Here is a 26,411-nt window from a genome sequence, read left to right on the forward strand (position 1 = left end):
TGGCACAATCGCTGGTGACACAATGAGTGCCATGACGGCAATCATGCTCGGGTGGGACCCGGATCACCGGGAGGGGTGGCAATTCGCCTACGCCTCAGCGGCTGACACCATCCGTCACGACAGCGTCGTGTCGATCCGCTGGCCGGTGTCTTTCCCTTTTGTTGCTGCTGGGGCCGATGTCTGGATCCTTCTGCAGGGTGCTCACGAGCGCGGTCTTCTTGGGCACGGCACCGTTGCCCCGTCCTCCCTCGGCACGGCCGACCGTTCAGCCGACGACGGCGGCTCCCTCACCGTCGACCTGGACCTGCTGCTCCCCCGCGGTGAGCACATCACGGAGTCGGTGCTGCTCGACCGGGTGCCGGGGGTCGGGTGGGACGCCGATCCGCCGTCGGGAACGTCACTCGCTCCCGGGGACGAGTTGCTGCTGAGGACGGTATGGGCCGAACATGCGCCGTCGTCCGCGTTTGATCCGGTCACCTCCATCCCCGGCACCCTGCCGACCAGTGCGCTCACCCGGATCGCGGTGAACCGGCATGAACGCGATCCCGACGCCCTCCGGCAGTGCATCGCTCACCACGGGACCAGTTGCGCCGTCTGCCGGTTCAACTTCGAGGAATCCTATGGGGAGGTGGGGCGCGGGTTCATCCAGGTCCACCACATTGTGCCGGGGTTGCGGGTGGATGCCAACTATGTGTTGGATCCGCTCACCGACCTCGTTCCGTTGTGCCCCAACTGCCACGCGATGGCGCACCGGCGAACGCCTGAGCCGTATTCGCCGGCCGAGTTGCGGCGGCTGATTCGCCCGTCGATTCATCTGGAGGGGTCCGTTGTCGACCCGGTGGAGCTGCGCGCTCAGGAGGATGCTGCCCGGATCCTCGGGTCCTAGATGTATTGCCCCGGGTGGCCGGTCATCCGGCGCTATCGGCGGGTTGGCTCACCGTGGGAGTGGGTTGCGGCACCATCACATCCGACGGATCCGGCCCACCGATAAGGTTCACCAAAAAGATCAGGGCCACACCGATTGCCGCTAGCTGAGCCGATACGGCCAGGCAGCCTGGCTTCTTTTTCGATCGTCCCGACTTCCGCCGTTGAGGCCTGGTGCCCTGTGAACGCCTCACCCCTGTGGGGCCGATCGACCTGTCAGCCTGTTGGGACCGCATACGTCCGCTCGCCAAACGGCGCTGCTGCAGGGTAGCGCCAGCACCATCTGCCGATGCCAGACCCGCGGTTGTCAGCAGGGCCGGGCTCCGCTCTCCGCCTAGAAGCTGCAGGAGGTAGTGGTGGATGGCACCGACGAATTCCGGTTCCAGCACTTTCGGCAGTTCCAGTACCGATGCCGAGATCGTGTTCAACCCCTCGACCCGTACTCCAGCTCCCGTCACAACCTTGAGATCCGGATGCCCCACCATGCACAGCCAGGTTTGGACGAGCTGCCGATGTTGAGGTTCAAGGAGTGCGGCAACCGCTCCCGCCTGGTCCATGGCGGAAGCCGACTCCTTGGACCGGACCGAACCGTTCTGGGTCAGTTCACCGCGCCGAAGTTGAACCTCGCCGGACCAATTTTTGGCATCGACAATCACTATGCCGCCCGGCCCGACAAGGAGGTGATCGAGGTTGGCCTTTGGCCTGCCCGGCCAGTGCACATCGTGCAGAGCAAGCCAGCCGTCGCTTGAAAGCAGATCAAGGCGGTCGGCCACCAACAACTCGCCCGCAGCGCCAGCGTTCCACGCCCGTTCGGCACGCTCAGCGTGCTGAACCTGTTGCTGCAAGCGTTGAACGGCCACGTGGGCGTCTGCTAACTCACGCTTCAGGCGAATGACACGTTCAGCGGCCAGGCGCGCCTGTTCAGTCGCTCCAGCACCAGCAGCCATCGCTCATCCCCCATCAGATCCTGATCCCAGCCTAGATCCGCACTTGATTGGAGTGGTGCAGTATTCGCGCAAGAGAGCATCAGGAATTAGCCCCTTCTTAGTGAGGCGGGACGACGCAGCCAGCCTGAATTTCTAGTCGGCCCGTTGCAATACCCCGGCGTTGATAAGGAGCAAGGGATATCGCGAATAAACGAGCCGCTAAGAGGCTAACGCCTCGGAACCTATTGCCGATGCGCCGAGGCAAGCACTGATGCTAGAAGCCCCGGAAAGACCGCCTCCAGGTCATCCCGGCGCAAACTATTCATTCGGGCGGTACCCTCATAGCGCTGCCTCACAATGCCCGCCTCACGAAGCACCCGGAAGTGGTGTGTGCTGGTCGATTTCGTCACGGGAAGATGAAACGCGCTACAGGACAGCTCGGCGTCCGACTCGGCCAGCACCGCAACAATGTCCAACCTGAGCGGGTCTGAAAGCGCCTGGAGCACCTCCGTCAGAAGGAACTCCTCTGCCGAAGGGTGCCCCACCTGCCGTGGAAGGGATTCTGCGCTCATGGTGACTTCCTCAAAATTCGAACTAGTACGATCAAAGTTGTACTAAGGCTTTTATCGTTGTACGTTGACTATCGTACCAATCAACCGATCGATAGGCATTGCCATGGCTGACGCAACACTTTTTGACACCACCACCGTCGGTGGTTTGCAGCTCGCGAACCGCGCCGTCATGGCGCCAATGACCCGCTCCCGCGCCAATGACGACGGTGTCCCCACCGAGATGATGGCCACCTACTACGCGCAGCGCGCATCGGCCGGATTGATCATCACCGAGGGGACGCAGCCCAATGCCGTAGGCCAGGGATACCCTTTTACCCCCGGTCTCCACACTGCTGAGCAAGTTACCGGCTGGCGCTCGGTCACCGAGGCCGTCCACGCCGAAGGCGGCAAGATCTTCGCCCAAATCATGCACACCGGCCGCATCGGCCACCCCAGCCTGCTGCCCGACGGTCAGGTCCCCCTCGCACCCTCAGCCGTCCGCCCGGCCGGCCAGGTCTTCACCGCTGATGGGATGCAGGACTTTGTGGTCCCGCAGGCGATGACCGTGCAGGACATCACCGACACTGTCGCCGATTACGCCACGGCTGCGCGCCTCGCTGTCGAAGCCGGGTTCGACGGCGTCGAAATCCACGGCGCCAATGGGTACCTGCCCCACCAGTTCCTCGCAAGCGGCACCAACCAGCGCACCGATGAATACGGCGGCTCGCCTGTTGCCCGCACCCGCTTCCTGGTCGAAGTGATGCAGGCGGTCGTGGCAGCTATTGGCGCAGGACGAGTGGGCTTCCGCCTCTCCCCCGGTAATGACTTCAATGACATTTCCGAAGATGACGTCATGGACACCTACACGTCCCTCCTCGAGCAGCTGGTTCCCCTGGGCCCTGCATACCTTCACATCGTCGAAGCCCGCGAGAAGAACGTCAATCAGCGCATCCTGGGCCTCTGGGAGGGGACTCTTATCGTCAACCCGTCACCCCTGGTCCAGAACCAGGAGGCAGCGGACAAGGAACGTGCTGACCAGTGGCTGGCACGCGGCGCGGACCTCATCGCGTTCGGCCGCATGTTCATCGCCAACCCGGACTTCGTGGAGCGGCTCGCCACCGATGCTCCGCTCAACGAAGCCGACGGCAGCACATTCTATGGCGGCACCGAGGTGGGCTACACCGACTACCCCACCCTCGTCACCAGCTCCTAGTTCAGCGTACCCGTCTGCCTACTGCCGAAACGCGCGGCGGGAGGCAGACGGGATTGGTGCGTTTCGCGTCATAATGGCAGGTGCTGAACCGGCATGGGATTATGAATCCCGTGAATCTACACATTGATCGGCCGACCGCCGAGGACGCCGATCGGCTCGCCGACCTCGCCGCCATCACCTTTCCCCTGGCCTGCCCCGCCTCGTCCCAGCCCGACGACATCGCCCACCACATCGCCACTGAGCTCTCCGCCGGGAAGTTCCGCGAACACCTCGCCGATCCAACCAAGACCCTGCTGTGCCTGCGCGACGGTGACCGCCTCGACGGCTTCAGCATGCTTATCCACGGTGACCCGACGGACGCCGGGGTGCGCTCCGCCCTGTCGACGTTCCCCACCATCGAGGTGAGCAAGTTCTACGTCCACCCGGACCATCACGGTCAAGGACAGGCATCTACCCTGATGCAGGCAACCCTGAAGGCCGCCGCGGAGACCGGCGTGCAGGCGGCATGGCTGGGAACGAACAACGAAAACCTTCGTGCGATCCGCTTCTACGAGAAGCACGGCTTCACCAAGGTGGGAGTCAAGACGTTCCGACTGGGCGCCTGCGTCGAGCACGACTTCATCCTCGAACTGACGCTGCCGGAGTGCTAAGCCGCCGAAAGGACGAACCTAACTTTCGGGCTCGGTCTTGAAGTTGATCATCTTGTGGCTGCCGTCGCAGTAGGGCTTCAGCATGGACGCCCCGCACCGGCAGAGCGCGACGGTCTTGCGGCTACGGCGCAGCTGGTTGCCGTCAGGGTCGACAATGTCGAAGTCCCCCCGCACCAACAGCGGACCGTTGGGGAACGCCACGATGGTCTGCCGGGAGTTGGCGGGCGTCGGACCGTCGTCCGGGGAGGCGCCGTCGTCGTCGCGCGCGTCCCGCTCACATCCGCTCACGCGTCTACCGTGGCGGGCGAATAGAGAGAAGATGCACCGGCGTTCCAGGCGTCAAGGATGTGGCCGGTCATCCAGGTGTCGACGACGGCGGCCGCCGCAGCGCCGAAGAACACGTCCTCGAGGAGATCCGGATCGGATTCGACCAGCCCGCCGGCCATGTCCCGGCCGGCGATCTGCTCGTGCACGGCGTCGGCTTCCACATGCTCATCGAAGTAGGCAGACACGACGTCGTCGTACCCGAGCCGCCGGAACCCCCGCGCATACATGCGGTTCGCGAGCGATGAAGTCATCTCGTAGGCGGCAAGGTGACCCACAATCGCACCACGGAGGCGTCGGTTGAGCCCAAACAGCGACATCATGTTCGACGACGCAAGGGTGATGGCGGGGACGGCGTCGAGGTAGTGACCGTAGCTGTCGTCCAGCCCGGCGCCGCGCATTGACTGGGCGAACAGGGCGGAGTGCATCCGGTCGGGCGCTCCTCCCCCGTACTCGTCCGCCTGGATTTCCACCATCGCCGCCTTGGCCCGGCCGGTGAGTCGGGGAATGGACCAGGTGTGCGGGTCGGCTTCCTTGAGCGTGTAGATGGACTTCTGGATCAGAAACTCACCGATCTGTTCCTCGGTGGCCCGCTTGGCGACGTAGCGGGACATGCTCGGACCCCCGTCGGCGCCCGTCAGTTCGAACAGGCTGGCTGCGACGGCTGCGCTGGTGGGCGCGGGCAGTTCGGGCAAGGTCGTGGCCGATCGAAGCTGCGCCTCGTACGCCTGCTCCAGCAGACCCCGGGCAGCAATCAGGTCCGGATTCCATTCCCAGTCGGAGCCGGTGCCATCGATGCCGCTGTAGTGCAGTTCGAACAGGCAGAACAGGGTCAGCTGGAGATCGTCGTCGAACGCGAAATCATCCGTCGCCGTGATGGCGTCGAGCACGGCGGGAACAAGGTCGCTGGCCGGGATTGGCGCATCGGCGCTGCGGTGCGCCGATCCGTTCAAAATGTTCAGGAGCAGTGAGCTCACCGGACCGCGAGGCTGAGGTTGCTTCATGACGGACCCCTATCGTAGGCAGTCAAACAGTTGGTATCGCAGGTGATCAGCATACTTGCTATTCGTTGGACTGCGCTCCTGGAGGGAGGGTTCAGCCGAGGGCGGATGCCTGCACGGCATCGTGGCGCAGCACCGCATGAACGCCCCACGTTTCGTTGGCGATCTGCGTGATGCGCAGGTCGACGACGGTGCTGGCGAGGGCGAGCGCCTGGGTGCGCTCCATGCCGTACAGCTGCTGCATCCAGGTCAGCATCGCGGCGAGCGCCCCGGCCGTCGCGAGGTTAAGGTCCGCGTTGAAGCCGAAGGTGATCTTCGCCGTCGGGGTGAGCGCATGCACGGATTGCAGCGGCGCGTCTCGGACGACGTCGAGCACCAGGTCGGTGGTCATCCCGCACTCGATTGCGGTGCCGCCGACCTCACCGTCGCCCTGTACCGCGTGGCCGTCGCCGATGCTCAGCAGTGCGTCCGGGACGGTCACGGGCAGGAACAAGGTGGACCCGGCAGTGAGCTCCTTGCAATCGATGTTGCCGCCGCCGTCGGCGCGCGGTGGGGTGGTCGCGAAGTTGCCGGGGCGGTTCGGCGGGACGCCGACGACGCCGAGGAACGGGTTGAGCTTGACGCTCTGGCCCAGCTGGTTAGTGGCGGTGCCCTGAGGCACGTCGATATCCCAGAGCAGCCACTGCGGGGTGCCGCCCTCGACGTCGAGGAGCCGGGTGAAGGCGTCATCCTTCCGTCCGGCATTGGTGAAGCCCCACGTATCCGGGGTCAGGGACACGAAGGTGACCGCCAGCATGTCCCCCGGCTTCGCGCCCGCCACCGCGATGGGGCCGGTCAGGCAGTGTCCCTTCCGCTCGGGGAAGAGCTGTGGTTTATCCTCCCCGGGAACGGTCTGGTGCTCCAGATGCCCCCAGGCGTCAAGGGACCTGACCCGCACCGAGTCGCCCGGGTTGACGGTCAGCACCGGTGGCGCGTCGCGCGAGAACACCTGTGTGGTGGTGTCCGGGGTCGGCTTAAGGAAGGGAATGGTCATGGGGTCAGCCTACGACGCTCTGATGGGAGGGTCAGTTCTTGAGGATCCGCAAGGCCATCAGGCAGGTCGCTTGCCCCTCCAAGGTGGAGAGGGACAACTTCAACAACCCTTCGAGTTTGCCGATCCGCTGGCTCAGAGTGTTCCGGTGAATGTACAGGCTCGCGGCGGCGCGGGACGGTTGCGCATCGTGGGCGAGGAAGCATTCGAGGGTGTCTAGCAGTGCCAGCGAATGCGTCGAATCGTAGGCGACCACGGGGGCCAGGAGCTTCTGCGCGCCGGCCCTCGCTCCGTGGGTGGCGGTCGAAGCGATTAGAGCGCTGATCCCCAGCTCCGGGGCGATGGTTGGCCCCCTCACAGCCGCCAGCAATTCCTGAGCCTGGTAGACGCCGAGTCGCAATTCATCGCTGCTCGCACACGGACCCTTGAGCACCACTGCCTGGCCCGGCATCTCCTTCATGAACCAGGACAGCAGCGGCTCAAGGTCTTCGGTTTGCGCACCGGTCGCCTGTGGCCGCTGGGCGAACGCGAACAGGGTCCCGCCACGCACCTGCACCCTGACGACGTCGAACGCTGACTGCAGCATAAGCCGGGTCTTCCACGCGTCAGACAGGGTGCCGTGGCCGGTGCGGACCGCGATGACGACCGTCGCCTCGTCGTTGAGGAGCCCGGTGGACCGCACGGTCTCGGCGAACTGCTCCAACGCAACCCCATTCCAGTCGGCCACCTGGTCCAGCAGCGTCATCAGCTCGGATTGCTTGGACGTGGTGGTGAGCAGCGCGGTCTGCAACTGCACGGCAATGATCGATGCAACGGGCGCCAGCAGGGTGGATACGGGATGCTCCACCTCTGCGCCTCGGACCACTAACTGGAAAGAATCCCCGGTTCCCATCGGCAGCGGAACCGTGGCGTCCACTCCAGCCGATGCTGCCAGCTCCAAGTCCTCCTGGCTCCAGGTTGATCGCTCCGGCGACCTGGCGATCACGGCACCGACGGCGTCGACAATTGCCACTTCACCCCTCACAGTCGCTGTGACCGCATCGAGGATGACAGCGAGCCTGGCGCCCGATGATGCGAGACCAGCGCACATCTGGGCGAGGTCCCATGATCGGGTGACCGCCGTGAAACGTTCGGCCTGCAACACATTGGTGACGTGGCGATGCACCTGCAGGAACGGGACAGACCGAGGAATTTCCAGCAGTGGCAGATCATGGTTTGCTGCCGCCCGCACCAGCCCCGGCGGGATCAGGCGGTGGGCGAATCCGGTACCAAACGCCACCGCGGCTACCTGCACCGAAACCAGCCGTTCCACGTATGCCGACCAGGTGCGGTCATCTTCGATATTCAGGCCGATACCGTTGGTCAGGAGGAGGACGTTCCGGCTCAGGAACGGCGTGGGGTCGATCGTTTCCGCGGGGGCGCACCAACTGATCTCCCGGGCCAACCGGTCGCTCGATGTGGGCGTGTGCAACCGGAGTTGCAGGGTGTCTTCGGACAGCAGGTCAGCAATAATCATTAGGTCCACCTGTGCAAATGCCCATCAAGCCGGTTTATCCGAGGGCGGAAGTCCACTATATCGGCTAGGTCCGCGCCCACTAGTGTGAAGCGCATGACTTCGCCAGCTGTGACCCGCACCACCAGCACGCCTATCCCCAGCCTGAATTCGGATATGGGGGAGTCTTTGGGCCTCCATTCCTTCGGCAATGACCTCGCCCTGATGGAAACCGTCGACGTGATCAATGTGGCGTGCGGATTCCACGCCGGGGATCCCGACACCATGGCCGCAACAGTGTCCGCTGCCGCCGAACGGGGGCTCGGCATCGGTGCCCATCCAGGACTGCCGGACCTTGTCGGCTTTGGCCGCCGCGAAATGAAGCTGACGCCCGAAGAGGTGGAGAACATCCTGCTGTATCAGGTGGGGGCACTGCAGTCGTTCCTCACCGCTGCCGGCGCCACAATGCATCACATCAAACCGCACGGGTCGCTGTACGGGATGTTAGCCAGGGACCGCTCACTGATGACCGCAGCAGCCAAGGTTGCAGCACTCTATGACGTGCCGTTCTATGGTCTGGCCGCCACCGAACACCAGACGGTCTGCGACGAGTTGGGTGTGCAGTTCGTCAGCGAGCTCTATGTGGACCTCAACTACGGACCAGGTGGCCAACTGCTGATTCAGCGTCGACCCGAACCCACCGACCCCGCCATGGCCGCAGCGCGGGTGCGCCGCGCATTGGCGGACGGCGTGGTCGAGGCGTCGGACGGCACCGAACTTCACATCGACTTCCAGAGCATCTGTGTGCACTCGGACGCGCCCAACTCCCCCGACGTCGCCGCCGCCGTGCGCGCCGTTCTCTCTGGCTAGTGTCTTATCGTTCCCCAGACCCACCAGTCCACCAATTAATGAAGCAATCCCGACCAAAGCCCTGAAAGGCCACCCATGACCGACATCATCTCCCCGCTGCCCGGCATCTTCTACCGCAAGCCTGGCCCCGACAAGGAGCCCTACGCTGAGGTTGGAGACCGGATCGAGGCGGGCCAGACGGTCGGCGTCGTCGAAATCATGAAGCAGTTCTCCGAGGTGCGCAGTGATGTCTCGGGGACTCTCGAAAGTTTCGCCATCGAGGATTCGGGCACTGTCAACCCGGGCGACGTCATTGCGACGGTGACCGAGGGATGACCGTGGAGAAGCTGCTGGTCGCGAACCGGGGCGAGATTGCCGTCCGGATCATCCGTGCGGCCCGCGAGCTGGGTATCCGGACGGTGCTGGCGGCCAGTGAGCCCGATGAAGGCTCCTACGCGGCGCAACTGGCTGACGAGGTCCACATCATCGGCCCTGCCCCGGCCGGAAAGAGTTACCTCAACGCTGAAGCGGTCCTTGCGGCGGCATCGGCCACCGGGTGTGATTCCCTGCATCCTGGCTACGGCTTCCTCTCCGAGAACGCCGGTTTCGCCCGGGCCGTCACTGATCGGGGACTGACCTGGATTGGGCCGTCCGCTGATGCGATTGAGCTCATGGGCAACAAGTCCCGCGCCCGGCAGGCGGCCAGGGCCGCGGGCGTTCCCACCCTGCGCGGCAGCGACGGCGCTCTCACAACCGACAGCGACATTCTGGGGATCGCCGAGAAAGTGGGCTTTCCCCTCGTGGTCAAAGCCTCCGCTGGTGGTGGCGGCAGGGGCATCCGCCTCGTCACCGCAGCACCAGACCTCCTGTCGACGGTGGAGATCGCACAGGCCGAAGCCCAGGCGGCCTTCGGGGACTCCACCGTGTACCTTGAACAATTTGTCCACCGCGCCCGGCACGTCGAAGTCCAGATCATCGGCGACGGAGTCCAGGTCATCCACCTGGGTGACCGGGACTGCTCCCTGCAGCGCCGACAGCAGAAAATCGTAGAGGAAGCCCCAGCCCCCGGGCTGCCCGACAATGTCAGGTCAACCATCCTGGCATCCTCCATCGAGCTGGGCCGCCAATGTCACTACAGCGGGCTTGGCACTGTCGAATTCCTCTACAACCCTGACACCCAGGAGGCAGCGTTCATCGAGATGAACACCCGTCTGCAGGTCGAGCATCCCGTCACGGAAATGATCACCGGCCTGGACCTGATCCGTGAGCAGATTCTGGTGGCGCGTGACGGCGCGCTCCGCCTCACACAGGAGGACGTCAGGTTCAGCGGCCACGCCTTCGAGTTCCGGATCAATGCCGAAGACCCCGAAAACGGGTTCATGCCGAGCCCGGGCACCCTGGAGCGGCTGCAATGGCCGGGAGGGCCGGGCGTCCGCATCGACTCGGGGGTGGTGGCGGGGTCAGCTGTGGCGCCGTTCTACGACTCCTTGCTGGCCAAGCTCATCGTCTGGGATTCCAGCCGGGACCAGGCGATGGCCCGGTCTGCCGGGGCGCTCGGCGAGGTCCTCATCTCCGGGGTGAAGACCACTCTCCCCTTGCTTAAGGCTGTCCTCGCGCGGAGCGAAGTGGCCGCCGTCGAGCACCATTCCAAATTCATCGAAACCACCCCTGACCTGTTAGGAGCTAGTGCATGAGCGACACAGCCCTGCACCTCAATGCGGCCCGTTACACCTGGGGTGGAGACGAATTTCTCTTCGTCGAAATTGCCGAGGGAATGAGCCTCGCCGCCAACTTCAAGGCCAACGCGATGGCTGCCGCCCTCGGGTCCCGCAAGCTGCCGGGGATCACCGATATCTGCCCGGCCAACGCGTCACTGTTGATCCGCTTCAACCCGGACGACCTCCCGCCCAACGCTCTTGAGGAAGCTGTCAGGGGTGTCGAGGCCGAGGTGGCGCAGATGTCGCAGCACACCCTTCAAACCCGCATCATTGAGGTACCGGTGTGGTACGACGATCCTTACACTAGGGAAACCGGCGCTCGTTTCCGCTCGGGACACCAGCGTCCGGAAGGCAACGACCTCGATTTCGCGGCCCAAGAGAATAATCTGGCGTCGCCGGCCGAGTTCATCAGCCGTCATCACGAGTCTCCATGGCTGGTGTCGATGGTCGGTTTCGTGGCAGGCCTGCCCTTCATGTTCCAGATCGTGCCGCAGGACCAGCAACTCGAGGTACCCAAGTATCTGAGCCCCCGCACCGACACTCCCGCCCTGACCGTGGGCCACGGCGGCTGTTTTGCCTGCATCTACTCGGTCCGGGGCGCCGGCGGGTACCAGATGTTCGGGATCGCCGCAGCGCCGATCTTTGATCCTGCCCAGCGTCTGTCGAATTTTGACGACTTCATGATCTTCTTCAAACCCGGAGACATTGTGAAGTTCAAACCGGTGGACGAAACCGAATACCGGCATATCCAGGAGTTGGTGGCCGACGGGTCATTTACCTACCGGCAGGCGCCCGTGGTGTTCGACCTTGAGCAGGCGCTCGCCCACCCCACCGAATACAACCAGGAGATCATGGAGCACCTCAATGGCCATTAAGATCACCGAGCCCGGGCTTGCAACGACGGTCCAGGACACAGGTCGGCCCGGCTACTACCATGTCGGCATCCCCCAGGGCGGGTCAATGGACCAGCTGTCGGCCGAAATGGCCAACGCGCTCGTCGGTAACACGCCGGCGGAGGCTGTCCTGGAGTGCACCTACATCGGACCTAGGTTCACCACCGATGCCGACGCCGTCATCGCCGTCGCCGGCGCCCCCGTGGACGTGCTGGTCAACGGAACGCCCCGGGAGCAGTGGACCCGGCTTGAGCTGGTCGCAGGCGACGAAGTGTCCTTCGGGATGATCCACGCCGGAACCCGCTACTACATCGCCGTCCAGGGCGGAATCGACGTCCCGGTGGTGCTGGGCAGCCGTTCCACCTACGCGTTGGGTGCCATGGGCGGATTCGAGGGGCGCACCCTCAAAGCGGGCGACACCCTGGACATCGGGGCGGCTGGATCGGAACGCCACGCCTCGGCTGCGGACTTCATCGACGAGTCCCTCCGGCCAACCTTCGCCAAGGAGATCACGGTGCGAGTCATGCCCGGCCTGTATGACCATCGGTTGACCGAGGAAGGCCTTGACACGCTGTTTAGCGCCACGTGGAAGCTAACGCCCGTCGCTGACCGGACGGGCCTGCGATACTCCGGCCCGTCAGTCTCGTGGAAGCCGCGGGTCCAGCCGTTCGGTGCCGGTTCCGACCCGTCGAACATCGTCGACGCCGGCTACGCGATCGGCTCCATCCAGATTCCCGGCGGCAAGGAACCCATTGTGCTCCACCGCGACGCAGTCTCCGGCGGCGGCTACGCCATGGTGGCCACCGTCATCAGCTCCGATATGGATCTGCTGGCGCGGAGTGCTCCGGGAACGCGGACAACCTTCACGCCGGTCACCATGGAAGAAGCCCTTGCCGCCCGCGCGGAAGGGAAGGAGATCAGGTCCAGAATCTGGGGGTCAGCTGGCCAGTGAACGCTGCGATTCATCGAGGGGTGCCGCTGCGCTGCTTTCACGAACAAAGAGCTCGGGGGTCATCCTGACCGACTCGACCCGCTCGCCGTTGATGACCCGCCGCAGCATCAGCATCGCCTGACGGCCAATCTGGAACATCGGCGAGCGCACCGAGGACAGCGGAATAGGCAACTGCGCCGCGAGCGAGGTGTCGTTGAAGCCGACGACGGCGATGTCCAGGCCCACGGTCAGGCCATGGGCGCGGAAGGTTCCCATGGCTCCGATCGCCGCGAAGTCGTTGACCGCGAAAACCGCTGTCGGTGCCGGACCAGGCTGCCCCACGATGGTTTCCGCTGCGTCCCTGCCGCCCTCAGTGTCGAAACGCGACCAGATCACCGAGCTGTCCGGAAGCTCGCCGCCGAGATCCCGCCAGCGCTGCCGGAACCCGGCGGTACGGTCAAGGGCAGTGCTCGCATACGGTTCTCCGGCGATCAGGGCGACACGGCGGTGACCTGCCTGCCACAGGTGGTCGGCCACCAATTCACCACCAACGACGTCGTCACACGTCGCCGAGGGAAACCCTGGGTGCCGCCGGTTCATGAGCACGAACGGGATCTGTCGAGCACGAAGATCCGGTAACAGGTCGCTGCCGGCGTGCGCGTCGCCGAGGATGAGCCCATCCACGCGGCGGGCCAGCATGATCTCGGCCTTCCGGCGCTGCTCGTCGGTACTGTCGTGCGAATTCATCACGAAGGTCGAGTAGTTATTTTCGGCTGCCGCTTCCTCAATACCCTCATACATCGTGGCCAGCACAATGTCGGAGAGCCGTGGGACGATCACACCGAGGGCCCTGGTGCGGCGGGTCCTGAGGCTCTTGGCCTGGGGATCCGGCGAATAACCGAGCTCGCGGGCCAGGTCCCGCACCTTCCGGGCGGTGGCCGACGACGCGGCGCCACGGGCCACGTCCGACGTGGAATGCAGGACCCTGGACACCGTCGAGGGGTGAATCCCCAGCTCGCTGGCCAGGTCCTTCAGCGTGATCGGCGCACGGCCTGATCCTGATCCTGATCCTGATCCTGATCCTGATCCTGATGCATCCATGAAGCTTCCCCTCCGTCCAGCCATTGCGTAGTACGTCGATTGTTTCAGACAGGAAAACTTTTACCCGAACTCTTGACGAGATCCAGATCACATCCTAGTCTTTTCCTCAACGCAACCCAAACGATTGGGTTGCGTGGGCAAACAGGACATTCACGTCGGCTGTCTGGGGGAAATCGCCCCAGGGCGGAGCATCTGACAGGCGCGGATTGCCGCTTACCCAAACGATTGTGTAAATGCGTGCCGAACGAGATGGAGGTGATCATGAACGCTGGTGAGGATCAGTATGTGGTGCTGCTGGCTACCGGTGGCACCATTGCTTCCCGAAACTCTGCCGCGGCCGGTGGTGCGACTGTCGCTGAGGACTCCGGCGAGGTGCTTCTGCAGAGCACGGGTTACGGTTCGATTCCGGTCAAGGTGGTCGATGTGATGCGGAAAGGCTCCTACCGGCTCACCTTTCCGGACATGCTGGACATTTGTTCGGAGGTCAAGGCCGCGCTGAGCGACCCGCTGGTGGTGGGCGTCGTCGTCACCCATGGAACTGACACCACCGAGGAAACCTCCTACCTCGCCGATCTGCTTCACGACGATTGGCGGCCGGTGGTCTTTACCGGCGCCCAGTTTGCCGCGGATCACCCCACACCTGACGGGCCGGATAACCTGCGGCGGGCCATCGCCGTCGCCACCTCCCGTGACGCGGGTGGGCGAGGCGCCCTGGTCAGCTTTGCCGGGCAGATCTTCCATTCGGCGGGAGTGCGGAAGGTTCACACCACCGCCCATGCGGCCTTCGACAGTCCCGACAGCATCCCGGCCGGCAGCGTCACCGGCACCGGCGTCGTGTCGATGGACTCCCGCCCGGCCCGCTTCGAACCCCTGCCCGCCCCCCAGACAGGCGACGGCGTCGGTTTCCCCCGAACCGACGTCGTCGCCTCCTACCCCGGCGCCGATGCAGTGATGATCGAGGCCGCGCTGGCGGCGGGAGCAGCAGGAATCGTGCTGGAGGCCACGGGGATCGGCAACGCTAACCCCGTAATGTGCACGGCGGTGGCGGAGGCGACGGCCGGAGGCGCCGTCGTCGTCACCAGTACGCGGGTCCATGCCGGACCTGTGGTGCCGGTCTATGGCACGGGCGGCGGGAAGGACCTCCTCGCCGCGGGGGCGATCCCGTCCGGCCTCCTCCGCCCGGGGCAGGCGAGGATTCTGCTGCAACTGCTTCTCGCCCTCGGGATGACCCGCCCCCTCATCGAACAACATTTCCACCGGCGGGGCCTCCTGGTCCCGCAGGACAGCGACGCCCTGACCGCTTTGACCCCATCGAAAGGCTGACCCATGACTAAGAACATACAGATTGCATTCGGCGTAGACGTCGACGCCGTTGCTGGCATGCTCGGCTCCTACGGCGGCGAGGACTCCCCCTGCGACATCTCGCGCGGGCTGTTCAGCGGCGAGGTGGGAGGTCCCCGCATTCTCCGACTTTTCGAAAAGTACAACCTTCCCTCCACCTGGTTCATCCCGGGACACTCACTGGAGACCTTCCCTGAGCTGACCCGGATGGTGGTGGAGGCCGGTCACGAGATCGGGGTCCACGGCTACTCCCACGAAAACCCGATCGCGATGACCCGTGAGCAGGAAACGGCCATCCTCGACCGGTCGATCGAACTCATTGAGCAGGTCTCCGGGAAGCGACCCACCGGGTATGTGGCGCCGTGGTGGGAGTTCTCAACCATCACCAACGAAATCCTGCTCGAGCGGGGCATCAAGTACGACCATTCCCTGATGCACAACGACTTCGAGCCGTACTACGTCCGGGTGGGCGACAGCTGGACGAAGATCGACTACAGCAAGCCCGCCGAGGCGTGGATGAAACCGCTGGTGCGCGGCCACGAAACTGACCTGGTGGAGATCCCGGCCAACTGGTACCTCGACGATCTGCCTCCCATGATGTTCATCAAGGCGGCCCCCAACTCCCACGGATTCGTTAATCCCCGCGATATCGAGCAGATGTGGAAGGACCAGTTCGACTGGGTTTACCAGGAGATGGACGACGCCGTCTTCACCATGACCATCCACCCCGATGTGTCGGGCCGCCCCCAGGTCCTGCTCATGCTTGAGCGCCTCATCCAGCACTTCAACTCGCACGACGGCGTTACCTGGCGGACGTTCGACCAGATCGCCGACAAGTTCCTGTCCGACAATTCCAGAAAGGAAGCCAACTCATGAAGGCTCCGGCACTGATTGACCTGTCCACGCCCACCGCTGACGAAAAACGCGCGCTGCCCATCTTCAGCAAGAAAAACACCAATACGGCGATGATCCTGGCACTGCTCGCGTGGACCGTCGCGGTCTTCGACTATGGGTTGTTCGGCACGCTGCTTCCCGCCATGCAGGAAGAATTCGGGTGGACCGAGACCGAGGCCTACGCGATCAACACCTGGATTGCTGTTGGCACGGCGATCGTCTGCTTCGGCATCGGCCCGGTAATTGACCGGCTCGGCCGGCGCAAGGGAATGATGCTCACCGTCGGTGGCACCGCCGTCGTGTCAGCGCTCACCTCGGTGATCCCCGCCGGACTGGGTTTCATCAGTAACGCCATGCTCGTGGTGGTTCGCTCCTTCGGTGGGCTCGGCTTCTCGGAGCAGGCCGTCAACGCGACCTACATGAACGAGGTTTTCCAGGTCACTGAGGACGAAAAGAAGCGCAAGCGTCCAGGCTTCTACTACTCCTTCGTCCAGGGCGGCTGGCCGTTGGGCTTCCTGCTTGCGGCTGCCCTCGCCTTCGCCTTCCTACCCTCCCTCGGGTGGCGTGCGCTGTACATCATGGCGGCCATCCCCGCGGCAATCATCGTGTACCTGATCGCGAAGAAGCTCAAGGAAACCCCTCAGTTTGAACTGCACGAGAAGCTGACCCAGCTGGAGAAGTCCGGCAACGTAGACGAAGCCCACGCGCTGGCCGGCTCCTTCGGCGTCCAGCACTCCTCGACGGCTCCCCTGAAGCGCATCTGGGAACCACAGCTGCGACGAAACACGATCGTCTTCTCCCTGGCCTGGATTGTGAACTTCTTCGGCATCATGGTCTTCAGCATCCTGGGTTCCTCGGTGCTGGTGAACTCCCGCGGAGTGGAACTGTCAGACGCCTTCTGGATGCTGATCGTCATCAACGGTCTCGCCTACTTCGGCTACGTCTTCCACGGCTGGTTCGGCGATGTCATTGGCCGGAAAAAGACCATCATCATCGGCTGGATCATCTCCGGCATTTCCTTCTCGGTCATGCTCAGCCCCATCGCTTCCACCCCCTTCCTCATCATCCTCACCTACGGCGTCGGGCTCTTCTTCCTGGTGGGCCCGTACGCAGCCATCCAATACTTCATGGCCGAGTGCTACCCGGTCAGCTGCCGGGCCACCGGGCTGGCCTTCATCGGTGCGATGAGCCAGCCGGGCATCATCCTCGGCGGAGCGTTGTTCACTGTGGTCACCGCTGCCGCAGGGACCACAGCGGCGGCCCTGTGGGTCGGCGCCCTTGGCACCCTGATCTCCGGGTTGCTGATGATGATGGCGAAGCCCATCCCCAAGGAGCTGCTGGAGGACCCGAGTGCCTGAGTCACCTGTAGCCATCATTACCGGCGCTGCCAGCGGTATTGGACGTGCTCTCGCCGTCCACTACGCGCAACGCGGGGTCCGCTCGATCATCGGCACGTTCCCCGGCGATCCGCACGACCCGGAGGAAACCCTCAGCCTGGTCGAGCAGGCGGGCGGCCAGGCCGTCATCCAGGAAGTGGATGTCAGGAACACTGAATCGGTGGAGACCTTCGCAGACCGGGCGCTCAACGAGTTTGGGCGGCTGGACTACGCGGTAGCTAACGCCGGCGTCCTGCGCAATGCTCCGCTCGGTGAGCTCACCGACTCTCGCTGGAACGACATGCTCGACGTCGATCTGACCGGTGTGCTACGGACCCTGCGGGCCGGCTCCACCCGGATGCACGACGGCGGCGCGATGGTCGCCGTGTCGTCCATCGCGGGTGGAGTCTACGGCTGGGAGGAGCACGCGCACTATGCGGCGGCAAAAGCGGGAATTCTCGGGCTGGTAAGAAGTATCGCCGTCGAACTGGGTCCCCGCGGGATCCGGGCCAACGTGGTCATTCCTGGATTGATCGAAACCCCGCAGTCCCTGGATCCCGTGAACTCGCTGGGGCCGGACGGCCTGGAACGCGCGGGGCAGGACATCCCGTGGGGTCGTGTGGGGCGGCCGGAGGAGGTGGCCAGTGTGATTGGGTTCCTCACCTCGACCGACGCCGCCTATGTGACCGGGCAGTCGCTGATTGTCGACGGCGGCCTCACCGTCAAGATGAAGGCATGAGCGCCGCCCGGACCGTCGTCGTCACCGGCGGCGGGAGCGGCATCGGGGCGGCAATCGCCGAGGCCTTCCGGGAGACCGGTTCGCGGGTGGTGTTACTGGACCGGACGCCCTCTCCCCACTCGATCACCGTCGATGTGGGCGACGAGGCAAGCGTGGTGGCCGGCTTCGCCGCGGCACGGGCAGAGCTGGGCAGGATCGACATCCTCGTCAACAGTGCTGGACTGCTCACCGAATCGCCACTCCAGGACATGTCTCTGGCCCGGTGGCAGGAAACCATCACGGTCGATCTGACGGGGGTCTTCCTCTGCTGCCGTGAGGTGGTCGCCGAGATGCGGGCGAACAAATGGGGACGGATCATCAACATCTCGTCCCAGCTGGGCATCAAGGGCGGGACCGGCCTCAGCCACTACAGTGCGGCGAAGGCGGGGGTGATCGGCATGACCAAATCCCTCGCTCTTGAGGTGGCTGGCGACAACGTGTTGGTCAATTGCATTGCCCCGGGACCCATCGAAACACCGCTGGTGGAAGGAATCTCCGAGGACTGGAAAGCCGCCAAACGGAAGGAGCTTCCGCTTGGCCGCTTCGGCACTCCGGCCGAGGTCGCCCCCGTCGCCCTGCTACTCGCCAGCGACCCCGGCGGCAACCTCTTCGTCGGCCAGACGCTGGGGCCCAACTCCGGAGACGTGATGCAGTGATGATCTCCCGGATGTCTCTCGCATGTGAACGGAGCGGCCCGTAAATGTGTGGCGCCTGCGGACGGACGGTCACTGCAGATGAGGTGCTCGGTCCAATCAGCACCCTTCGTCACCGGCTGATCGCTGCGCAAACCATCAACGCCCTCTGCCACGGCCTGCCAGGTATCCCCAACGTGCAAGCTGCCGGGGATAGCTGGCTGGTCCGCGGAATGACCGGCACGGTCATCCAATGCGCGACGGTCAATGACGTGTGGTTGGCCATCCTGCAGGACCCTGCTGCGCTACCGCACCGGGACAGGTTGCTGCAGCGGTTACAGGCCCGCGCTCGGAGTGAAACTGGCCTCGCCCTGAACGTCGCCACTTCCGGGCTTCGCATCGGGTCATCCCTTGTCCCGGAGGACGCATAGCTATGCCGATGGCGCGCTGTTTCGGCGAGCCCTGGTAGCCGTCCCGGGAAGTGCATGCATTGCATGCACTTCCCGGAAGAGACACCCCTCCGGCCGCGCCGGTTAGTTGGCGAAGACGTCCTGCAACTTGTCCTCGGGAGTCCACAGACCTAACGATTCGCCGCCGTTGTTCAGCAACGATGTCGTCCCGCCGTTGTAGTAGGCCTCCGGGGAGTTGGTTCCCGGGCCGGTGTAGACCCGCAGTTCGGCACCTGCGGCGAGCACATATCCGTCACCGACGGTGAGGATGTTGTTAGCGGCGTCCCGAAGGAGATACCCGCTGACGTCAATGGTGCTGGTGCTGGTGTTGCGAAGCAGGACATGCTCGCCGGTTTCGGGCTGGACGTCGTCGCCGGCTGGGTTGTTCACCGAGTCGACAATTTCCACACCGCTGCCGGGAAACACCGGCGCTCCCTTAAGATACCGGGCGTTCTGGATAGGGAAGTCGGTGGACGTCTGGACCGCCTCAGGCGAGTTCACTGTGTAGACGCCGAGCACCAGACCCGCCGCCTTGACATCGCTGACATTCTGCGGCGTCAGGACACGGTAGTTGGTCCCCACGGAATCAGCGAACGTAGCCCAGGATGCCAGCACTGCGGGGCCGGGCACCACCCCGGCGAGCTGCTGCAGTTCAATCTCCGGTGCGAGCTCGGCGAACGTCCGGTTGGAACCCTCATCGAACCCGAGGACCTGAACCTTGTCCGCTGCGACGAGGCGCTGCCAGGTCTTGTCGGTGCGCAGTTCGTCGGCGACCAGCTGTTCGACGCCTGCCGAGTTCACCGGCGACTTGATCTCGATGTACACACCGGTTTTGGTGGTGGCGACCTTCGCGGCGTCGTCGAGGTGCGGAATGCGTTCACCGACGAACTGGTCGTCAAAGTAGGATCCGGTGTCGAGCTGCTGCAGCTCGGCCCAGGTGAAGGAGGTAATCGGGTCGGTGGCGCGGTCCGGGAAGACGTCCTCGACGTTGGTGGTGCGCGCCGGGGTGTCGTCGTGGAAGAGGAACGGAACACCGTCGGAGCTGAGCTGGACGTCGATTTCGAAGAAGTCGGCGCCGGATTTGCGGCCGTCCTTGAACGCGGCAACGGTGTTCTCCGGCGCAGTCCCGGCGGCGCCGCGGTGTCCGATGAGGATGGGCGATGCGCCGTCTTGTGCCGGAGCCGGTGCGGGAGCCTGCGCTGACGCGGCGGGCGCTGCCAGGAGGGTGAGGCTCACCGCTGCGGCGGCTGTGCTGGTGAGGGTCTTGGCGAAACGGGATGCCATAGAAGATGTTCCCTTCGTTGTGGTGGGGCGTGATCCCCTCCTCCACAGACGCTGCCGCACTAGGGCATCCCGGACATCAATACCGGGTAAACGGAGCGTGAAAGCTCGCCGCGGCTACTCTGCCGCGTACCGGTTCACAAAGTTCCGCAGGATGACCGACGGCCATTCCACCCGGGAGGCGCGGGCCCGGGCCATGTAGTCCTCCGCCTCTTCCGGCGGGAAATACCCTGCATTGCGGTACACATCGATTCGCTGCACCAGTCCGTCGACGTCGAGCTCGGGATGAAACTGGGTGGCATACAGGTTCGTGCGGATCCGGAACATCTGGACCGGACAACTGGCGGACGACGCGAGCAGCACCGCACCGTCGGGCAGTGTGGTGCAGGCCTCCTTGTGACCCACAAAAGCATCGAACGACGCCGGGACGCCCGCCAGCAGCGGATCGTCGGCACCGGCGGGGGCCAGGGTGATGGACGTCGGCCCGATCGGCTCGGCGAAGGTCCTGTCGATGAGCGCCCCCTGGTGCCGACCGAGCGTCCCGACTCCGTAACAGGCGCCCAGGAAGGGGAAGTCAGCGGCGACAACCCGGCCCAGCAACTCACCGATCTCGCGTTCTACCCGCCGCTGCACGGCGGACTTGACCTCTTCGGCGTCGGAAGAGTTGAAGGGGCTGCCGCCCACGATGATCCCGGAATAGTGGTCAAGGTCGAGGTGCGGGATCGGACCGGACTCGGCACGGATGCGGTGCAGCTGGTGCGGCTGCAGCCCACCGAAGCGCCGGAACGCCTGGTACTCGCCGTCGGCGGCGTCGTCCTCGGAACGGGTGGCAATCAGCAGAAACGGTTTCACTCATCGAGACTACTGCCCACACGCCTGCTTTCGACTATGAGCTGATTTCTTGCTCTTGGACGTCGATGCCTTCCTTGCTGGTGACGGACCGAGGAGCGACGATCGCTGCACCCACTGCGGCTACACCCAGAATGGTCGCACCGAACCACATACTTGCACTGAGACATTGAGCGAATGCTTCACGGGCGGCGTTGGCCAGATTCTCGCCGTCGGGCCCGAAGGAGTCGGCGACTCCGAGCGCGGCTCCCGCCCCCGAATCGACGATTTGCCGGACCTGATCGGGGAGGCCTTCGATTGCTGGCCTGATGTCGGCGCGGTAGTAGCTGACCAGGATGCTCGACAAAACAGCAATACCCAGAACCCCACCGACTTCGCGCGTGATGTCATTGACGGCGCTCGCGACAGACCGCCGCTCTGCGGGAAGCCCCTCGATAATCAGTTCGGTGCCGGGGGTGATGCCCATTCCGAAGCCGACCCCAAACAGGAGTACCCCAGCACCCATCACCCAGAGTGACGCGTCAAGGCCTTCGGCCAGACCGATCGCGAAGACCGCGAACCCAGCCCCCATGAGGAGCAGACCGAGCGATCCCGGGACGCGTGGACCGAATCGTTTCGTGAAGACGCTCGCGCTGCCGGGTTCGCCGACGACCTCACCGCCGGGGAAGGCCAGCAACGAACCCAGACGTCCGATCACGGCAGGTAGCAGCGCGGCCCCTTGCGATGCCGCGCTCGGGCTGCTAAATCTGAAGGTAACGACGGTAAGAAAAGAGATGTGAACATGACCAGTAGCAACCCGCCAGTGGAAGACGCCGATGAGAGTGAAATCGAGGTCGGCAAGCCGAAGGACTGGGCAGCAGGTATTCCTGGAGTCATCCATTCGATGCAGCCGGCGATTAAGCACATGGGCGTCAACCGGACACGGAAGACCTTGCTGGCGCTGAACCAGAAGGACGGTTTCGACTGCATGAGTTGCGCCTGGCCGGATCCGGGTAAGCGCAGCAACTTCGAGTTCTGTGAGAACGGCGCAAAGGCTGTTACCTGGGAAGCAACTCCCGTTCTGGTGTCCTCCGAGTTCTGGGCCGAGCATTCAGTCACCGATCTACTCACCAGAAGCGAATACTGGCTGGGCATGCAGGGCCGCCTGACCGAGCCTGTCTACAAGCCGGCGGACAGCGATCACTACCAGCCGGTCAGCTGGGAGAAGGCGTTCTCCCTGGTTGCCGACAAGCTGAACGGGCTGGAGACCCCGCACCAGTCAGCGTTCTACACTAGCGGCCGCGCCTCGAACGAAGCTGCGTTCTCCTACCAGTTGTTCGTCAGGGCCTTCGGAACCAACAATCTTCCCGACTGTTCCAATATGTGCCACGAGTCCTCTGGCTGGGCGATGGGCCAGACCATCGGAATTGGCAAAGCCACTGTCGCATACGACGACTTCGCCAAGGCTGATCTGATCATCATCATGGGCCAGAACCCGGGTACCAACCACCCCCGGATGCTCACAGCGCTGGAACATGCCAAGGAGAACGGCGCCGAAATCGTCGCCGTCAATCCGCTGCCTGAGGCGGGCCTGAAGCGCTATAAGAACCCGCAGGAGATCAAGGGCGTTCTCGGCCGCGGCACCGAGATCGCCGACCAGTTCATGCAGATTCGAATCGGCGGCGACATGGCCCTCATGCAGGCCATCTGCCGGCGGGTCCTCGACGCCGAAGCGGAGAACCCAGGAACGGTCCTGGATCATGATTTTCTGGAGAAGCATTGTCAGGGTCTTGACGAACTCAAAGTCAGTCTGACCCAGCTGGACGAGGGTGCTGTCCTCGAAGCAACGGGGCTTTCAGTCGAGGAAATCGATGAGTTGGCTGCACGTTACATCAAGGCCGACAAGGTCATCATTACCTGGGCCATGGGCATCACGCAGCAGAAAAAGGGCGTGGCAACCATCAAGGAGATCATCAACCTCCTCCTGCTGCGTGGAAACATTGGCAAGCCAGGCGCCGGCGCATCACCGATCCGCGGGCACAGCAACGTGCAGGGCGACCGCACCATGGGCATCTGGGAGCAGATGCCACCAGCGTTCCTCGACGCCATCGAAGAGGAATTCGGGTTCGACCCACCCCGGGACCACGGTACAGACGCAGTGGAAACCATTCGCCAGATGCGCGACGGCGACATTAAGGTCTTCGTCGCACTCGGCGGGAACCTTGTCGCAGCGATCTCGGACACGCTCGCCGCCGAAGAAGCGATGCAGGCTACCGACATGACGGTGCAGATTTCCACCAAGCTGAACCGGTCGCACGCGGTGATTGGGAAAGAGGCGGTCATCTTCCCGACCATGGGCCGTTCCGAGATCGATATGCAGGCCAACGGTCCACAGTTCGTCACCGTCGAGGACACGGTGTGTGCCGTGCACCCCTCGCACGGCACAGTGGACCCAGTTGCACCGAACCTGCTGTCCGAGGTCGCCATTGTCAGTCGCCTCGCGCGGGCTGTGATCGGAGACAAGGTGAATGTGGACTGGGCAGGGTTCGAGGCCAACTATGACACCATCCGCGAGCACATTTCACGCGTTGTCGACGGGTGTGAGGACTACAACCAGAAGGTTCGTCGCGAAGGCGGATTCGTCTTGCCAAACGGCCCGCGCGATTCACGGACCTTCAGCACTCCCACCGGCAAAGCGATGATCACGGTGAATGATCTGCAGGCTGTCGAACGGCCCGCGGGCACCCTCATCCTGCAGACCCTTCGTTCACACGACCAGTTCAACACCACCATCTACGGTCACAACGACCGTTACCGCGGCATCAAAAAGGGCCGCCACGTGGTGTTCGTGAACCCTGAAGATCTGGCCGAGCTGGGCTTCACTGACGGTCAGTACGTAGACATCCGCGGCGAATACCAGGACGGCCGGGAACGCGTGCTGCGGAACTGGCGCGTGGTCTCCTACCCGAGCTCCCGTGGCTGTGCCGCCGCGTATTATCCGGAAGCCAACGTGCTGGTCCCCCTGGAGGAGCTCGCGGAGGGCAGCAACACGCCCGTGTCGAAGGCAGTGATCGTGCGGCTGGAGCCGACGAAGGGCGACGCGACGGCATCCGCCGCAGCCGCGAAGGCTTCCATCTCGTAGCCCATCTCGTAGCTCCCAGCGTCCACCAGGGCGCAAAAAAAGTGGCTCACCCGCAGGATCGTGGTCTAGCAACCACTTTCCTGCGGGTGAGCCACTTTTTTGGTGACTGGCCGGGCAAATACCGTGACTGACCGAGCAAAGACCCCTGCTACTGGGCGGTCTTCGTCCAGCCGTTGGCGTCCGGACCGTCTTCGAGGCCTTTCGCACGGACCTGCATGACGACGTCGGCCGCTGACTGCACTGCATCGTCGGAGCCCTTGCGGCCGCTAGTGTCTGCAGTGCCAGCGGCGTAACCAATCAGGAAGGCACTGATTGCTCCAGCCGAAGGAGAGACCGTATCGGACGTCTTCTCAGCGACCTCCACAATCCGTGCATGGTCTACCTCAAGATCGAGGATCTGAAGGGCCTGGGTCAGCTGACGGCTCCATTCGCTAAGGGTCCGCAGTTCGTCGTCGATGCCGTTCATGGGTCACTCCAGTTGTTGTCGGAAGATACTGTCACCTCAAGGATTAGCACCAGTTGCAGCATTACACAACGATGTGCGGACGCGCGCGCCGTCACCAATAATGGAGTGATGTCCCCTTCCGTAGAGCACCTCGACGTCGCGATCATTGGAGCGGGCCTCTCAGGTATCGGTGCAGCCCACCGGCTGCGGACCGAATGCCCAGGCAAGACGTTCGCGCTGTTTGAGGCACGCGGTGCGATCGGGGGCACCTGGGACCTGTTCAGATATCCCGGCATCCGGTCCGACTCCGACATGTTCACCCTCGGCTACCCCTGGCGCCCCTGGGCCGGCCGGGACGCCATCGCGGACGGCTCCTCAATCCTGAGCTATCTCCAGGACACGGCCGGGGACGCCGGGCTGACACCTCACATCCGCTTCAACACCCGGCTGGTCAGCGCCGACTTCTCCTCCACCACCTCGCGCTGGACCCTGCAGTTGGAGACCGATGACGACGGCGGCGACCCCCAGCGGCGAACGGTCACCTGTTCGTTCCTCTACGCCTGCACCGGCTACTACAACTACACCAAGGGCTACCAGCCGGACTTCGCAGGCCTTGAGGACTTCGCCGGCGAGGTGATCCACCCCCAGTTCTGGCCCGAGGGCCTGGACTATGCCGGCAAGCAGGTGGTGGTGATCGGCAGCGGCGCCACCGCCGTCTCACTCATCCCGTCACTGGTCGACGAAGCGGCCCACGTCACCATGCTGCAGCGGTCGCCGTCGTACATCGTGTCCGTTCCACGCCGCGACCGGATCGCCGATGCTGCCCGAAAGGTCCTCCCTGCCGGACCGGCCCATCGTGTAGCCCGGGCCCGCAACGTGGTGTGTCCGCTGGCGTTCTACCAGCTCTGCATGCGCATGCCGCGGGTAGCGATGGCGTACCTGCGAAGCCAGGCCCGCGGCATCCTCAAGGACGAGCAGCAAATCCGGGAGCATTTCATGCCGGCCTACAATCCGTGGGAGCAACGCCTCTGTGTGGCTCCGGGCGGTGACTTCTACCGTTCCCTGACATCAGGGAAGGCTTCGGTGGTGACCGAGCGGATCGACCGGTTCACGCCGGGCGGGATCAGGCTTGAGTCGGGGCGGGAGCTGGCCGCCGACGTCGTCGTCTCTGCTACCGGACTCGCCCTTCAATCGCTCGGGGGCGCACAGCTGAGTATTGATGGTGTCGCGGTTGATCTCAGTGACGCGTGGGTCCACCAGGGGGTGCTGGTCACCGGGATCCCTAACCTGGGGTACTGCGTGGGGTACACGAATGCGTCGTGGACGCTGCGATCGGACCTGAGCTCCCGGTTTGTTTGCCGGTTGCTGAAGCACATGGACCGCAAGGGGTACACGGTGGCGACCCCGGTACCGGAGGCGGGCATATCGCGGCGTCCGTTGTTGGACCTGTCCTCTGGATACGTCCAACGGGCCGGCGATGTGTTTCATCGGCAAGGATCGGGCCGGCCGTGGACAGTGGGCGTCAACTATCTGCTGGATACCCCGGCGGTGCTGCTCGGAAAGGTCAGCAAGCACATGGCATTCGACTCAGACCCCGGTCAGGGCACCACCCGAAACCGCAAAAAAGTGGCGTAGCTACACC

General features: G+C 64.0%; 27 protein-coding genes. 16 read left to right on the plus strand and 11 right to left on the minus strand.

What is annotated here, in order from left to right:
• Positions 1–22: 22 nt before the first annotated feature.
• Positions 23–886, plus strand: coding sequence for an HNH endonuclease (locus H4V95_RS15685; RefSeq protein ID WP_209731030.1), 864 nt, complete (start codon positions 23–25; stop codon positions 884–886).
• Positions 887–908: 22 nt separating this feature from the next.
• On the opposite strand, the gene H4V95_RS15690 is transcribed toward H4V95_RS15685, so the two are convergent.
• Complete coding sequence (locus tag H4V95_RS15690) at positions 909–1,871, minus strand: nuclease-related domain-containing protein (protein WP_209731031.1); 963 nt, start codon at positions 1,869–1,871, stop codon at positions 909–911.
• A 221-nt stretch (positions 1,872–2,092) separates the two neighbouring features.
• Positions 2,093–2,422: a helix-turn-helix transcriptional regulator gene (locus H4V95_RS15695; protein WP_209731032.1), complete on the minus strand. Its 330-nt coding sequence runs from the start codon at positions 2,420–2,422 to the stop codon at positions 2,093–2,095.
• A gap of 103 nt (positions 2,423–2,525) precedes the next feature.
• Between H4V95_RS15695 and H4V95_RS15700 the strand changes: the two genes are divergently transcribed.
• A complete protein-coding gene (locus H4V95_RS15700; protein WP_209731033.1) occupies positions 2,526–3,614 on the plus strand; it encodes an alkene reductase in 1,089 nt (362 codons plus the stop codon).
• A gap of 101 nt (positions 3,615–3,715) precedes the next feature.
• Positions 3,716–4,264, plus strand: a complete 549-nt coding sequence (locus H4V95_RS15705; RefSeq protein ID WP_209731034.1) for a GNAT family N-acetyltransferase — start codon at positions 3,716–3,718, stop codon at positions 4,262–4,264.
• Between the two features lie 18 nt (positions 4,265–4,282).
• Here H4V95_RS15705 and H4V95_RS18830 read toward each other — a convergent pair whose 3' ends face one another.
• The 4 genes from H4V95_RS18830 to H4V95_RS15725 all read right to left on the minus strand — a co-directional run bounded on the left by H4V95_RS18830 (position 4,283) and on the right by H4V95_RS15725 (position 8,135).
• Positions 4,283–4,468 carry a CDGSH iron-sulfur domain-containing protein gene (locus H4V95_RS18830; protein WP_395939877.1) on the minus strand — a complete coding sequence of 62 codons (186 nt, stop codon included), beginning with the start codon at positions 4,466–4,468 and terminating at the stop codon, positions 4,283–4,285.
• 80 nt (positions 4,469–4,548) lie between these two features.
• Positions 4,549–5,592 carry an iron-containing redox enzyme family protein gene (locus tag H4V95_RS15715; RefSeq protein WP_209731036.1) on the minus strand — a complete coding sequence of 348 codons (1,044 nt, stop codon included), beginning with the start codon at positions 5,590–5,592 and terminating at the stop codon, positions 4,549–4,551.
• A 91-nt stretch (positions 5,593–5,683) separates the two neighbouring features.
• Positions 5,684–6,622 carry an acetamidase/formamidase family protein gene (locus tag H4V95_RS15720; protein ID WP_209731037.1) on the minus strand — a complete coding sequence of 313 codons (939 nt, stop codon included), beginning with the start codon at positions 6,620–6,622 and terminating at the stop codon, positions 5,684–5,686.
• 31 nt (positions 6,623–6,653) lie between these two features.
• Positions 6,654–8,135, minus strand: coding sequence for a PucR family transcriptional regulator (locus H4V95_RS15725; RefSeq protein WP_209731038.1), 1,482 nt, complete (start codon positions 8,133–8,135; stop codon positions 6,654–6,656).
• A 93-nt stretch (positions 8,136–8,228) separates the two neighbouring features.
• Here H4V95_RS15725 and pxpA point away from each other — a divergent pair, with 93 nt between their 5' ends.
• From pxpA to H4V95_RS15750, 5 genes are all read left to right on the plus strand, one after another.
• Positions 8,229–8,981, plus strand: coding sequence for a 5-oxoprolinase subunit PxpA (gene pxpA / locus H4V95_RS15730; RefSeq protein WP_245345743.1), 753 nt, complete (start codon positions 8,229–8,231; stop codon positions 8,979–8,981).
• Positions 8,982–9,056: 75 nt separating this feature from the next.
• The gene (locus tag H4V95_RS15735; protein ID WP_196865959.1) at positions 9,057–9,296 is read left to right on the plus strand and encodes an acetyl-CoA carboxylase; all 240 of its coding nucleotides are present in this window, start codon (positions 9,057–9,059) and stop codon (positions 9,294–9,296) included.
• The gene (locus H4V95_RS15740) at positions 9,293–10,654 is read left to right on the plus strand and encodes an acetyl/propionyl/methylcrotonyl-CoA carboxylase subunit alpha (RefSeq protein WP_245345744.1); all 1,362 of its coding nucleotides are present in this window, start codon (positions 9,293–9,295) and stop codon (positions 10,652–10,654) included. The genes H4V95_RS15735 and H4V95_RS15740 overlap by 4 nt, the downstream gene beginning before the upstream one ends.
• A complete protein-coding gene (locus tag H4V95_RS15745) occupies positions 10,651–11,553 on the plus strand; it encodes an allophanate hydrolase subunit 1 (RefSeq protein ID WP_196865960.1) in 903 nt (300 codons plus the stop codon). Before H4V95_RS15740 ends, H4V95_RS15745 begins: the two co-directional genes overlap by 4 nt.
• Positions 11,543–12,523, plus strand: coding sequence for a biotin-dependent carboxyltransferase family protein (locus H4V95_RS15750; protein ID WP_196865961.1), 981 nt, complete (start codon positions 11,543–11,545; stop codon positions 12,521–12,523). Before H4V95_RS15745 ends, H4V95_RS15750 begins: the two co-directional genes overlap by 11 nt.
• Here the strand turns inward: H4V95_RS15750 and H4V95_RS15755 are convergent.
• Positions 12,509–13,603 (minus strand): LacI family DNA-binding transcriptional regulator, encoded by a 1,095-nt coding sequence (locus H4V95_RS15755; RefSeq protein WP_209731039.1) that lies wholly within the window; start codon positions 13,601–13,603, stop codon positions 12,509–12,511. The genes H4V95_RS15750 and H4V95_RS15755 overlap by 15 nt on opposite strands.
• Positions 13,604–13,864: 261 nt before the next feature.
• Between H4V95_RS15755 and H4V95_RS15760 the strand changes: the two genes are divergently transcribed.
• From H4V95_RS15760 to H4V95_RS15785, 6 genes are all read left to right on the plus strand, one after another.
• Positions 13,865–14,926 (plus strand): asparaginase, encoded by a 1,062-nt coding sequence (locus H4V95_RS15760; RefSeq protein WP_209731040.1) that lies wholly within the window; start codon positions 13,865–13,867, stop codon positions 14,924–14,926.
• Positions 14,927–14,929: 3 nt separating this feature from the next.
• Positions 14,930–15,820, plus strand: coding sequence for a polysaccharide deacetylase (locus tag H4V95_RS15765; RefSeq protein ID WP_209731041.1), 891 nt, complete (start codon positions 14,930–14,932; stop codon positions 15,818–15,820).
• Positions 15,817–17,196: an MFS transporter gene (locus H4V95_RS15770; RefSeq protein WP_196865965.1), complete on the plus strand. Its 1,380-nt coding sequence runs from the start codon at positions 15,817–15,819 to the stop codon at positions 17,194–17,196. Before H4V95_RS15765 ends, H4V95_RS15770 begins: the two co-directional genes overlap by 4 nt.
• The gene (locus tag H4V95_RS15775) at positions 17,189–17,953 is read left to right on the plus strand and encodes an SDR family NAD(P)-dependent oxidoreductase (protein ID WP_209731042.1); all 765 of its coding nucleotides are present in this window, start codon (positions 17,189–17,191) and stop codon (positions 17,951–17,953) included. The genes H4V95_RS15770 and H4V95_RS15775 overlap by 8 nt, the downstream gene beginning before the upstream one ends.
• On the plus strand, positions 17,950–18,648 hold the full coding sequence (locus H4V95_RS15780; protein WP_209731043.1) for an SDR family NAD(P)-dependent oxidoreductase: 699 nt from the start codon (positions 17,950–17,952) through the stop codon (positions 18,646–18,648). Before H4V95_RS15775 ends, H4V95_RS15780 begins: the two co-directional genes overlap by 4 nt.
• An 83-nt stretch (positions 18,649–18,731) precedes the next feature.
• Positions 18,732–19,055, plus strand: coding sequence for a hypothetical protein (locus tag H4V95_RS15785; protein WP_209731044.1), 324 nt, complete (start codon positions 18,732–18,734; stop codon positions 19,053–19,055).
• Between the two features lie 102 nt (positions 19,056–19,157).
• On the opposite strand, the gene H4V95_RS15790 is transcribed toward H4V95_RS15785, so the two are convergent.
• The 3 genes from H4V95_RS15790 to H4V95_RS15800 all read right to left on the minus strand — a co-directional run bounded on the left by H4V95_RS15790 (position 19,158) and on the right by H4V95_RS15800 (position 21,900).
• Positions 19,158–20,357, minus strand: coding sequence for a glycerophosphodiester phosphodiesterase family protein (locus H4V95_RS15790; protein ID WP_209731045.1), 1,200 nt, complete (start codon positions 20,355–20,357; stop codon positions 19,158–19,160).
• Between the two features lie 114 nt (positions 20,358–20,471).
• Complete coding sequence (locus H4V95_RS15795; protein ID WP_209731046.1) at positions 20,472–21,206, minus strand: glutamine amidotransferase; 735 nt, start codon at positions 21,204–21,206, stop codon at positions 20,472–20,474.
• A 34-nt stretch (positions 21,207–21,240) separates the two neighbouring features.
• Positions 21,241–21,900 carry a hypothetical protein gene (locus H4V95_RS15800; RefSeq protein WP_209731047.1) on the minus strand — a complete coding sequence of 220 codons (660 nt, stop codon included), beginning with the start codon at positions 21,898–21,900 and terminating at the stop codon, positions 21,241–21,243.
• Positions 21,901–21,984: 84 nt separating this feature from the next.
• Between H4V95_RS15800 and H4V95_RS15805 the strand changes: the two genes are divergently transcribed.
• Entirely contained in the window at positions 21,985–24,324 is a 2,340-nt protein-coding gene (locus H4V95_RS15805; protein ID WP_209731048.1) for an FdhF/YdeP family oxidoreductase, read from the plus strand.
• 148 nt (positions 24,325–24,472) lie between these two features.
• Here H4V95_RS15805 and H4V95_RS15810 read toward each other — a convergent pair whose 3' ends face one another.
• Positions 24,473–24,790 (minus strand): DUF6457 domain-containing protein, encoded by a 318-nt coding sequence (locus tag H4V95_RS15810; protein WP_209731049.1) that lies wholly within the window; start codon positions 24,788–24,790, stop codon positions 24,473–24,475.
• Between the two features lie 108 nt (positions 24,791–24,898).
• Here H4V95_RS15810 and H4V95_RS15815 point away from each other — a divergent pair, with 108 nt between their 5' ends.
• Positions 24,899–26,404, plus strand: coding sequence for an NAD(P)/FAD-dependent oxidoreductase (locus tag H4V95_RS15815; RefSeq protein WP_209731050.1), 1,506 nt, complete (start codon positions 24,899–24,901; stop codon positions 26,402–26,404).
• Positions 26,405–26,411 lie beyond the last annotated feature (7 nt).

The organism is Arthrobacter sp. CAN_C5, from assembly GCF_017875735.1.
In the GTDB taxonomy this organism is placed as follows: Bacteria; Actinomycetota; Actinomycetes; order Actinomycetales; family Micrococcaceae; genus Arthrobacter_D.